This is a genomic window from Pseudomonas sp. LARHCG127, from assembly GCF_052871455.1.
On sequence record NZ_JBIXJT010000002.1, the window covers coordinates 420699 to 432369 of the forward strand.

The 11671-nt window shown below is 63.3% G+C and carries 9 protein-coding genes; 2 read left to right on the forward strand and 7 right to left on the reverse strand.

What is annotated here, in order from left to right; genetic code table 11:
- Window positions 1-141: 141 nt before the first annotated feature.
- The 7 genes from ACIPQ1_RS05265 to ACIPQ1_RS05295 form a co-directional block, all read right to left on the reverse strand.
- Window positions 142-2286 (reverse strand): hypothetical protein, encoded by a 2145-nt coding sequence (locus ACIPQ1_RS05265; protein WP_446533710.1) that lies wholly within the window; start codon window positions 2284-2286, stop codon window positions 142-144.
- The gene (locus tag ACIPQ1_RS05270) at window positions 2273-3466 is read right to left on the reverse strand and encodes a DUF3142 domain-containing protein (RefSeq protein ID WP_446533711.1); all 1194 of its coding nucleotides are present in this window, start codon (window positions 3464-3466) and stop codon (window positions 2273-2275) included. Before ACIPQ1_RS05270 ends, ACIPQ1_RS05265 begins: the two co-directional genes overlap by 14 nt.
- A gap of 167 nt (window positions 3467-3633) precedes the next feature.
- Entirely contained in the window at window positions 3634-4458 is an 825-nt protein-coding gene (locus tag ACIPQ1_RS05275; RefSeq protein ID WP_411386015.1) for a class I SAM-dependent methyltransferase, read from the reverse strand.
- Window positions 4452-5606: an acyltransferase family protein gene (locus ACIPQ1_RS05280; RefSeq protein WP_411386016.1), complete on the reverse strand. Its 1155-nt coding sequence runs from the start codon at window positions 5604-5606 to the stop codon at window positions 4452-4454. The genes ACIPQ1_RS05275 and ACIPQ1_RS05280 overlap by 7 nt, the downstream gene beginning before the upstream one ends.
- On the reverse strand, window positions 5603-6475 hold the full coding sequence (locus ACIPQ1_RS05285) for a class I SAM-dependent methyltransferase (RefSeq protein ID WP_411386017.1): 873 nt from the start codon (window positions 6473-6475) through the stop codon (window positions 5603-5605). The genes ACIPQ1_RS05280 and ACIPQ1_RS05285 overlap by 4 nt, the downstream gene beginning before the upstream one ends.
- The gene (locus ACIPQ1_RS05290) at window positions 6472-7764 is read right to left on the reverse strand and encodes a glycosyltransferase (RefSeq protein WP_446533712.1); all 1293 of its coding nucleotides are present in this window, start codon (window positions 7762-7764) and stop codon (window positions 6472-6474) included. The genes ACIPQ1_RS05285 and ACIPQ1_RS05290 overlap by 4 nt, the downstream gene beginning before the upstream one ends.
- Window positions 7758-9362: a glycosyltransferase gene (locus ACIPQ1_RS05295; protein ID WP_446533713.1), complete on the reverse strand. Its 1605-nt coding sequence runs from the start codon at window positions 9360-9362 to the stop codon at window positions 7758-7760. The genes ACIPQ1_RS05290 and ACIPQ1_RS05295 overlap by 7 nt, the downstream gene beginning before the upstream one ends.
- 429 nt (window positions 9363-9791) lie before the next feature.
- On the opposite strand from ACIPQ1_RS05295, the gene ACIPQ1_RS05300 reads away from it, so the two are divergent.
- On the forward strand, window positions 9792-10706 hold the full coding sequence (locus tag ACIPQ1_RS05300) for a GDP-mannose 4,6-dehydratase (protein ID WP_446533714.1): 915 nt from the start codon (window positions 9792-9794) through the stop codon (window positions 10704-10706).
- Window positions 10703-11671 carry a GDP-mannose 4,6-dehydratase gene (gene gmd, locus ACIPQ1_RS05305; protein WP_446533715.1) on the forward strand — a complete coding sequence of 323 codons (969 nt, stop codon included), beginning with the start codon at window positions 10703-10705 and terminating at the stop codon, window positions 11669-11671. The genes ACIPQ1_RS05300 and gmd overlap by 4 nt, the downstream gene beginning before the upstream one ends.

Sequence of the window (11671 nt, forward strand, 5' to 3'; positions counted from 1 at the left end):
GAGGGAGCTTGCTCCCGCTGGACCGCGAAGCGGTCCCCATCGTTTCCCAGGTCAGGCAGCAGACTCGCAAAATGACGGCCGCTGCGCAGCCGAGCGGGAGCAAGCTCCCTCGCCACAATTTGTGTTCGGCTGGCCGTTAGTTTAGCTGGCCGACATCCGCGCCTTGCGCCGGCGCCGGCTGATCAGCCCCATCGCCACCACCAGCACGACCCCGCCCACTTGCAGCCAAACCTTGTAAGGCCGCAGCGTCGAGCGAATCGGGTCCAAGGCCTGGGTCACGTAGCGTTTGTTCGCCGAGCTGAAATCCGGTTCCTGGCATTGATGGCCGAAATCCCCGGCCCAAACCACATACGGACCGTCCTTCACATAACGCTGGTACAACACGCTTTGCTCTTCAAGGCTGGAGTTGTATCCCACGGCTTTGCACAGCACCGCCGCAAACGCCTGGCTGGTATGGGGCAGATAATCCGCCGCTTGGCTCGCCAGCGCCGTAGCGACAAACCGATAGTGATAACGCACGTCCGGCTGCGCGGCGCTGGCCTGCTGGCGTTGCACTTCACCTTCGGCCACCAGCGGCCCGACCTTCAGCTCGACCGGTTCCAGGCTGTAGTTGCCGCCCAGGCTGGCGTAATCCGGCGCCATCTCATAGCCGAGCAGTTCCATGCCCCATTTACGCGCCATCCGGGACGCATCGAAATACGCCTCGGCCCGCCGGGTTGGCCACCATTTGGACTCCGCGTCCTGGCGCAACTGCCCATAGGCACGGGCCTTGTTCTGCAGGTCCGGGTTATCGAAATAAGCCGGCGCCTCATCAAAGCGCCCTTCCCTCAGCAAACGCCGACCCAGCAGATTGCGCAGGCTCGCGGCCACGGGCAGCGGCACGTAGTTGTCTCGATCCGCCTGGCTCAACGCCGGTGGCGCCGGGACTTGGGCGTCGACGTACTGCTTGAGCTCCTCCACCGTGAGCACCCGCTCAGCGACGGCGGCGGCGTCATACCAATAGTTGCCCTGGCCGCGATAGAGCTGATCGAAGGCTTGCAGATAATCACCGCGCTGCAAGGCCAGGATTGCGCTTTCACCCTCGACCCGGCACTTGGGTTGCACCGACTCGTAGTTCCAATCCGGTGTGCGACGGTTGCCCCAGGACTCATCGTTCGGAAAGGCCTGGGCAGCCTTGGCATAAGCTGCCGCCGCGGCCACCTTGTCGCCTTCGCGCAAGGCCAGCTTGGCGCGCACCCACCAGGCCAGGCCTGTGTCGGCAGCCTTTTGCACAAAAGCCTGGGCGCTGGCGTAATCGCCGTGCTGGTAACTCACCGCCGCCAAACGGTCGGCATCGTCCAGGTTGTCCCGAGCGTTGGCCTGTAACAGCTTGACCAGCCTTTTCTCACCCGAAGGTTCTTCACCGTCCCACCAGCCGACGCGGCTGAGCAGATAGGCGGTGACCAGACGTTGCACCGACTTGGTCTTGAGCAATTCACTCAAGCGTTCATCTGGCTGGACGCTCAAGCCTTGTGCCAATTGCAGCAACGAGCTGTAGCCGACCGGTGAGCCTTGCAGGTTCTGGATCGCGTACAGGCCGATGGCGCTGTCCCAGTCGTCTGCGGTGTAGGCCACCCGGGCTTCTTCACCGAGGCTGGCAATACCCAGCTCCAACGGATCGCTGAAGCCGGCAATGCTCATTTCCCGGGCCTGGCGAAACACTGCGCGGGCCTGGTCCTGCAAGGCCACGGGGTCGCCACTGCCCGCCTCGGTGCTCACGGCGAACAAGGCCCGTCCCAGGGAATACGCGGCCCAGGTGCTGCGCAACCGACGTTGATCAGCCGGCAATGCCAGCAATTGCTGGAAGGCCTCCACGGCGCGCTGATGTTCACCGACATTAAAAGCCGCCGCGCCGAGCGCATACAGGCGCAGCTCGTCCGGCAGATTCGCCGCTTCAGCCGCCACCTGGTCGATGTCAGTCAACGCGCGCAAGCGCTCCACCACCGCTTGTTGCGGCGGTGTGAGGCCAATCTGTTCGGCCTTGGTGCGTTGCTCCACGTAGGAAGGCAGGTCGTCATAGCTGTAGTCCGGGTTGCGCGTCGCCTCGGTGGCCGGCTTGAGCCCGGCAATCGCCTGGCCGAGACGGCTGACCTCGAAGCGAAAGCTGCCTTCGGGCAATTCCGCCAACGTCTGGGCGCGGTTATCCAGCAGGCGCATCGGGAAATCCGGCCCGCAGGCCAGCGCCGGGCCCAACGGCAGGCAGAGGCTCAGGCACAGCAGATGACGAGGCCACTCACGGGTAAACATTGAAACCTCCTTGGTCGATTTTCGTACAGCGCGCCCAGCCGATTGCCCGTTGGCTACCCGCCGCCAAGCGGCCTTCCTGAATGCGGGTGAAGGTAAGCAGTCCGGGGGTTTGTTGCAACGTATAACCGGCCAAGGCATCGACACCGTCACAGGCGCCGACCGTCAGCGTCAGCCGCTGGGGCCAGGGACTGTCAAGATTGCCCTGGTTGACCAGGCGGATATCGTACAAGCCGTCCTGCTGCTCCCACTGCAACGCCAAGCGACTGTCCAGATGATCGCCCCGAGCGACAGCACCGAGGGTGGTCAGGCTCCATGCCCGTCGGTCCCCGGCCAGGGGCAGGCGAAACCAGATCAGCCCGGCAAGATGTTGCGGCGGGTCCGCCCGCAAATCTGCCGCAAGCCCGGCCACTTGTTGCGGATCGGCCAGCAACTCCTGACGCTCGCCGCCGCGATCGATCGGCACTTCGCTTTCCACCACCGGCATGCCGCTCTCCTGGGTCAGCAGCGCCACGCCGTAGGCCGGCAGGGCCAGGTAAAACGGTCGCGACGTGAGTTCACCCCAGCGTTGTGCCCAGCGTCGGGCCTGTTTCGGATCGAACAGGCCTTGCCGTGGATCACTCACCGCGTGGACCTGCAGCACGCTGCTGTCCACCGCTTCCAGCAACCCCGGCAATGCGGGGCTGTCGAGCCAGGCCGGTAGCGCCGTGATGCTGAGCCGCAGATTGGCCGGCAGGCTGTGCCGCAATTGGCCGAGGAATTGTCCATAGGCCGGCAACCGTGCATTGCCAGCATCGTGGTCGATCTCCACGCCCACCGGGGTCAGGCCTTGGGCTTGCCAATCGCCCAGCACTTGCTGGATTTGCGCGATGACTTCGTCCTGGTCCAGGGCCTTGAGCTGGCCGTCCAGGCGAATCACGGCGATCAGCGGACGACCGTCCGCCTTGAGCAAGGCCGGATCGATCCGCGCACGACGCCAGCCCGCCCCGGGGAACGCCTGCAACGCCAGCACCCGCAGCGTGGAAAAGTCACCCTGGCTTTGGCGCAGCGCCAGCCCGTGGGCCGGCGTCCATTGGCGTTGCCAGATATAGAGTTGTTGATCGAGGGCCGGCGCCGGGGATTGTTCGCAGCCCCCTAGAAGCAACGCGGCGAGGGCCAGGGTGAGCCGGGAAAGAAACGTCATGAAGCCTTACCATCCATAAAAGTCTGGCAGATTACGCCCCCCGGATCCTGGCGAATATCTGTGGCGAGGGAGCTTGCTCCCGCTTGGGTGCGCAGCGCCCACCGAATGGGGGTCGCTTCGCAACCCAGCGGGAGCAAGCTCCCTCGCCCCAAAAGGCGCCCTTGCTGCTAGGAGAGCGCGCCAGGCTTACGCGCAATAATGACCTGACTCTTGGCCACCACCGCGTCCAGCGCCTGCTTGATCTGCGCGCCACGCGGCGAATTCAGCACGGCTTGCCAGGTGTCGGCCCAATGATTGAGCAACGGGTGGTCGGGGTTGCTGAAGTCGACCTTGGCCTCCCAGAACAACAGCATCCACATCGACCAATAGAATCCGTATTGGCTGTGGCTCAACACTTCCAAGCCGGCCTCGCTGACCATCGCCTTGAACTGCTCTTCGCTGATGATGCGAATGTGGTTGGGCTTGCGGAAGTACTCCGGCGCGGCGATGTCCTTTTGCAGGTCTTCGGAACTGGGGTGCGGCACGCTCAGCAGGTACAGCGCACCGGGCTGGCCGACCCGCACCAGCTCGGCGAGGAATTGCGCCGGGTCGTCGACGTGCTCGATGACTTCGGTGGACACCACCCGGGTGGCCGTGGCGTCGGCAATCGGCAGCGGGTTGCAGTCGGTCACGTGGCACTCGACTTCGCGCGCGGGGGTGTCGCTCAAGCGCTGGCGAGTGGCTTCGACCTTGGCCGCGTCGATGTCGGCAATGATGATCTTCGCCCCGCGCATTCCACAAAAATGCACGTTGCCGCCGTCGCCGCAGCCCACGTCCAGCAGCGTGTCTTCAGGCGTCACCGGGAAACCCGTGAACAGTTCGCCGGTTCGCTGGTTGAACCAGCCGCTGAGCATCGCATCGTGCAGCCCGAGCATATACGGGTCGACTTTCTCGGCGGCCGGCTCGGCGGGCGCGGGCATGCCCGTGGTGAGTTTCTTCAAAAGGCTCAGCATGTCGGGGCTCCAGGGAGAGGAAGGACGGTTCGGGCGGCGGACAGGCGTTCAACCAGCCGGGCACCACGGTTGCGCATGGGCATTTCGACCCAGCGGTAATTGAGCTCGCTCAACAGCCCGATCAATAACAACGCACACACCAGCGCCGGCCAGGGATGGCTTGCAGGGTCCGGCGAGCCCAAGGGGGCGAAACGAAACCACAACTCACGCAGCAGGAAAAACACCGGGATGTGGATCAGGTAGATCCCATAGGAACGACTGCCCACCCAAGTCAGCGCCGTTTTCAGTCGACCGCGGGGCAACAGATAATCCCGATCATACGAGGCCACCCAGACCAGCACGGCGCTGAGCACGGCAATGACCCCGAGACGGTAGAACGACAAATTGAAGTGCTCGGTGGCGATCCCGGCCATCACGCTGCCAAGGCCCAGCACCAGCAGCACGCCCAAGGGCGGGCGGCGCAACCACGTGGGCTCGAAGCGCCAGTAGCTGGGCCGCAGGCTCCAGATCGACAACAACACACCCAGCGCCAAGGCATCGGTACGGATCACCGACAACCACAGCGCCCGCCAAGTGAAGAATTGCACCAGCACCACCGCCAGCAACACCCACACCAGGTAGCGACGCGAGACGAACACCAGCAACGGCAGGATCAGATAGAACTGCTCTTCCAGCGACAGCGTCCAGTACACGAAGCTTGCGCCGTATTCATACTGCATGAACGCATCGGCAAAACGCAGGTTGGCGAATTGCAGGAAACCGGCCAGCGTCGCCTGCAGGTTGGCCTGCACGCTGCCAAACGCCCCGGAGCGGTTCAGGAAGAACACCGCGAACAGCACCAGCAGCAGCCAGAGCCAGGCCGACGGCAACAGGCGAAACGCGCGGCGAATCCAGAAGTCCCGGGTGACGGCCCAGAATTGCCGGGGGTTATCGCAGCGCCGCAATTGCGGGATCAGGCTGCGTCCGATGACGAACCCGGAAATCGCGAAGAACAGGTCCACGCCCCACCACAACTGGAAACTGTCGGCCAGGGCCGCCAGGCGCGGCCATCCGCCCGGAAACGGCATGCCTTGCAGGTGATGGAACAACACGCCGATCACCGCAACGGCGCGCAACAACTCGATGTCCATGATCCGCTTGCTGCTCATGAAGGACTCCCGGAAGAACGATCGGGTTTACGCGCGATGATGACCTGGCTCTTGGGCATGAACCGGTCCAGCCCCTGCTTGATCGCCAAGCCGTCGGGCTGCGCCAGCAAGTCCTGCCAGAGGCTCGCCCAGCGCTCCATCAACGGTGGGTACGGCGCCTGGATACGGTCGCGCACGGCCCCCTCGAGGTCCCGGCCCGCCGCTCGCTCGCTAGCCCAGAAGAAAATCATGCCCATGACCCAAAAAAATCCGTTGGCCTGACGATGCTCGATCACCAGCCCGGCGTCTTCCACCAGCGCAGCGAATCGTTCGGCAGTGAAAATCTGCACATGGTTGGGCGCTTGAAAGTAGCCCGGCGGCGCGATGCCTTGCTGCAAATGCTCGCCCACCGAGGCCGGCACGCTGAGCAGGTACTGCGCCCCGGGCCGGCCCATGCGCACCAGTTCGGCCATGAACGGCGCTGGATCAGGGATATGCTCGAGCACTTCCATGCAGACGATCTTGTTCGCACAGCCATCGGCCAGGGGCAGCGGCAGGCTGTTGCTGACCAGGCCCAGGAACGGCGCGGCGGCCTGGGCTTCGACCTGGCGGGCGAGGTCGCGCACCTTGTCCTGTTCGCTGTCGGTAAAGATCACGGACGCGCCCTGGCGCATTGCAAACAGGGTCGCCACGCCTTCGCCACAGCCGACATCCAGCAAAGTATCCTCGGCCGTGATAGCAAAGCCCTTGAGCAACTCACCGGTTTCACTGCAAAACCAACCGTCGAGCATCGCGTCGTAGAGGCCGGCATCCCGGGGCGAAACGGCCGCCGTCGGCGGTGGCGAGGGTTCGACCGGTGGCCTGAGCCCGGCCAGCCATCGGCGGATCATGGCTGCTGCGCGTTCCGGCGCCGCTCGGGTATGGCTTCGAAAAACGCCCGCAAACGCTGCTCGGCGTTGGCCTGGCTGCAGAATTTTTCCAGGCTGCGCACGGCGTGGGCCGACATCCGGCGATAACGCTCGGGGTCGTTCTTGGCCACGTGATAACTGGCGCGATAGGCCAAACACAGCGAGTCCCAATCGGTGACATACCGCAGGGTGCGGTACGCGGCACGCGGGTCGTGGGGCCAGGCGGTCAATTCCTCGGTCGACTCCACGATGAAGGCGTTGTCAGGGTCGATGTAGTCGGCCATCGCCGTGTTCAGCGGCGCAATCGCCGGACGGCCGCACGACATGAACTCCATCAAAGGCAGGCACTGCCCTTCGCCGTAGGAACTGTTGACCACGTATCGGGTGGCTTCCACCAGCCGTTCGTAGTCCGCGTCCGCCAGGTAACCGTGTATCAGCACGATGCGGCAGCGGTACGACTGGTTCTTGTAGACATGGTGGAGCATGTCGGTCAGCGCGGCGCTGACGTCGTGATGAGTCAGCTTGAGCACCAGGGTTGCGTCGGCAACGTCGCGAAACGTCGTGCAAAATGCGCTGATCATGTCCTTCCAGTTCTTGCGACCGTCGTAAGGATTGAACACGGAGGTGTAGATCACACCGTCCAGCAGTAACTCGCAATCCTCGGCCGGGCCGTCCAGCACCAGCGGCATACCGGCCTGATGCGCCGGTGGGCCATACGGCCGCAGGTCGGTGGTGCGGCTGTCGATCAACAGGCCGTGCAATTGCAGGCGCATGTGATCCACGGTCGGCCGCTGGGCCAGCGCCGCCCCACGGGCGGCAAAGCGGTCCCATACCGGCGCGGCGACGGCGGCGATGGGGAAGTCCGCCCCCATCACCTCGCGAACGGTTTTGACCGTGAAGCTGGAATGGGTGATCGCCATGCCGGTTGCGCCCAAGACCACCCGCCAATCGTGCCGGGGCTCGCCCTGCCAGCTTTCGGTGGGAATGGTGCTGAACTCCCAGGCAAACACCGGGATCGTCGGACAGGCGTAGTGGGCGGCGGTGCGGTGCGGCGGTGAAAACGACAGGAATACGCAATCCTCGCCGCGCCCCAGGCAATCGGCATAAAGCTCATCGACCTCTTCGTCAGGTTGAGTCACTTCGACGACCTGCCCCAACCGCTCCAGCACCGGGCGGAACTCCTTGAGCACGAAGTAATAGCTGTACTCGGGCTTGCCGAGATTTTCCAGGATGTTGCTCTGGTTGGTTTCCGAATAAATGATGATCAACATGAGGCGGTACCTGCCTGGGCCACCCGCGATAGCCCTTCATCACAGCCTGGCGCCGCCAGGAAATCCGCCAGGCGCTGCTGCACCGGGGCGAACCCGCAATAGCGGCGCATCCGCTCGCTTGCGGCAACGGCCATGGCCTGGTAGGCCTGCGGCTGCTGCTTGGCCATGGCGTAGCTCTGCTCATAGGCGAGTTTCAATGATCCCCAGTCGGGCCGATGGCGCAGGGTGCGATACAAAATGCGCGAGTCTTCCGGCCAGATCGTGGGTTCGCGGCTGGATTTGACGATGAAGGCCACTTGCGCGTCGATGTAGTCGCGCATCGCCGTGTGGTCCGGCGCGATAGCCGGGCGCGCGCAGGACATGAATTCCATTAGAGGCAGGCACAGGCCTTCGCAACGGGACGCGTTGACGTAGAAACTCGCCGCGCCATACAGCCGGGCGAATTGTTCGTCCTCCAGGTAACCGTGCATCACCACCACCCGGCAACTGAATGGCGATAGCTGGGACAGCAGCGTCAGCAGCTCGACGTAGTAGGTCGACAAATCGTTCTGGGTCATCTTCAGCACCAGCGTGGCGTCTTCGACGTCGCGTAGCGCCCAACAGAAGGCGGTGATCAACTGATGCCAGTTCTTGCGACCGTCATCAGGGTTGAACACGCTGACGTACACCACCCCGCTGACGTCGGTTTCCGCCATCTGGCTGGTGTCCGGCAGGACGGCTTGGGGATGTTCCGGTGGCGCGGGCTCAGGAACGGGCTCGACGACTAACGGCGGCGCTGGCCCCCTCAGGACCCGGCTGGTGGCAACGCGTACCGGCACCGGAATCAGGTCGCGGACCGCCTCGCGATACCAGCACAGCAGGCTGTGCTTGAACAGCCAGACGGGGCCCTGCTCGCTCCTGCCGGTGAAGGCGCGGACGACTTCGCGCAGGTAATGACGGGAAATGAATGCCCGCCGCCGCCAAGTCAGCGGCGGCGGTACGATGTCTGGATCAACGCTAGGCTCTGGTTCCGGCTCACCTTCGAAAATCGGCGCGATCAAGCCATCCGCCGACAACCCGAGGGGCCGACTGTCGATGATGCAACCCTTGATCCGCAAGGTCGTTCCGGGGTTGACCGGCCGGCTTGGGTGTTGCTCACGAACCGCCGCGAAACGCTCCCACAGTGGCGTGGGCAACACCAGCACTGGGAAATCCTCACCCAACGTCCGACGGATCGCCTCGGCCGTGTGGCTGGACAAGGTAATCACCCGGCCATGACGGGCCAGCGTGCGGCTCCAGTCATGCCGCGGGTCGTCATCCCAGTGCTCGGCCGGGATCGAATCGAACTCCCACGCCACTACGCAGACCATCGGGCACAGCAGGTCGAGCGGGGTCTTGTGCGGGGGGGAAAACGAAAGGAACAAGCAGTCCTGTCCGGCCTGCCGCAACGTTTGATAAAGCGGATCGACCTCTGCGACCGACGACACCACATGCACTGGCCCCAGGCTTTCCAGCACGGGGCGATAGGCCTTGAGCACGAAGTAATAGCTGTACTCAGGGCGACCGAGGCTCTGACTGATGGAGTGATCGTTTACATCCGAGTAAAGAATGAAATTCATGGCATCCCATCATGGCGCCGCCATCCCGGCAGCCCCAACTTCATGACGGTCGAGTCACGCATCGAGCCGGCCCGGGAGCCGCCACGCGTCGTTCATCTTGCTACCCGTCTCGTTCTTGTTTTTTTATGGTCCCGTCCCTTGCGGTTCGATCCGAAGATCGGAACCAGGGGCAAGTGTGACGAGGGGCATTCTAAACACATCCGCCAAGGGTTCGTGAACCGCTGGATGTGAATAAACCCGCTATAAATATGAGAACTGACCAGTCACGGTTTGCGCTGTTGAAATTGCTGCGAAATTGGCACAGATTGGCAACCAAACAACTACAACAAATGCTTCGCTAAGCTGATCGTTGAGTGACTTTTCCCCGATCTTACGGAAATTTCCTACTCCATTCGCGATAGACGAAGTCACCGTAAAGGGGGCTGGTGCTTGAAAAAACGTCTGTTCGTTACGGGCCTCAGCGGTTTCGTTGGACGTCACCTCAAATCTCGACTGAACGGTCATGATTCGGCCTGGCAGGTGATGCCTGTCGCCGCGCGCTACGACCTGACGGATGCCAAGACCCTGGAGGGCCTCTGGCCCGAGGTTCCCGACGCCGTGATCCACCTGGCGGGCCAGACCTTTGTCCCTGAAGCCTTCCGCGACCCGGCCCGCACCCTGAACATCAACCTGTTGGGCACCTTGAACCTGCTCCAGGCCCTCAAGGCCCGGGGGTTCACCGGCACGTTCCTGTATGTCAGCTCCGGTGACGTCTATGGTCAGGTCAGCGAAGACCGGCTGCCGATTACCGAACTGCAAGCACCCGCCCCGCGCAACCCGTACGCCGTGAGCAAGCTGTCGGCCGAACTGCTGAGCCTGCAATGGGGCATGAGCGAAGGCTGGCCGGTGCTGGTGGCTCGCCCGTTCAATCACATCGGCCCCGGCCAGAAGGACAGCTTCGTCATTGCCAGCGCCGCCCGGCAAATCAGCCGGATCAAGCTGGGCCTGCAACCGGCCCGGTTGCAGGTGGGCGATATCGACGTGACCCGCGACTTCCTCGATGTCGGCGATGTGATTTCGGCCTACCTGGGGCTGCTGGAAAAAGGCGCCCCGGGGCAGGTCTACAACATCTGTTCGGGTCGCGAGCAGAGCATTCGCAGCCTGATCGAACAACTGGGCGATATCGCCCAGGTCGACGTGCAACTGATCCAGGACCCTGCGCGTCTTCGCCGCGCAGAACAGCGTCGCGTCTGTGGTAGCCCTGCCAAGCTACGACAGGCCACCGGATGGACGCCCGAAACAACAACACAACAATCCTTGCGGGCGATCCTGTCCGACTGGGAGATACGGGTACGACAAGAATGAAAAGTGCATTGATCACAGGGATCACCGGCCAGGACGGCGCGTATCTGGCCAAGTTGCTGCTCGACAAGGGTTACAAAGTCCACGGTCTGGTAGCGCGACGCAGCAGCGACTCGCGCTGGCGGCTGCGAGAGATGGGCATCGAACAAGACATCGTTTACTTGGACGGTGACATGGCCGACGCCTGCTCGGTGCAGCGGGCGGTGATCAAGTCGGCGCCGGACGAGGTGTATAACCTGGCCGCGCAAAGTTTCGTCGCGGCCTCCTGGGACCAGCCGGTGACCACCGGCATCGTCGACGGGCTGGGGGTCACTCACCTGCTCGAAGCCATTCGCCAGTTCAGTACGCAGACCCGTTTCTACCAGGCCTCCACCAGCGAAATGTTCGGCCTGATCCAGGCCGAGCAACAGGACGAGCACACCCCGTTTTACCCGCGCAGCCCCTATGGCGTCGCGAAACTGTACGGCCACTGGATCACCGTCAATTACCGGGAAAGCTTCGGCCTGCATGCCAGCAGCGGCATCCTGTTCAACCACGAATCACCGCTGCGCGGCATCGAGTTCGTGACCCGCAAGGTCACCGACGCCGCCGCGCGCATCAAGCAGGGCAAGCAGCAGGAGTTGCGCCTGGGCAATATCGACGCCAAGCGCGATTGGGGCTTTGCCGGCGATTACGTCGAGGCCATGTGGCTGATGTTGCAACAGGACACCCCCGACGATTACGTAGTGGCCACTGGCGTCACCACCACCGTGCGCGAGATGTGCAGGATCGCCTTCGAACACGTGGGACTGGACTACCGTGACTTCGTCAAGATCGACCCGGCGTTTTTCCGCCCGGCCGAAGTCGAGGTTTTGCTCGGCAACCCGACCAAGGCCCAACGGGTCCTGGGCTGGAAGCCCCGGACCGACCTCGACACCCTGATCCGCATGATGATGGATGCGGACATGAAACGCGTCGCCAAGGAGTAG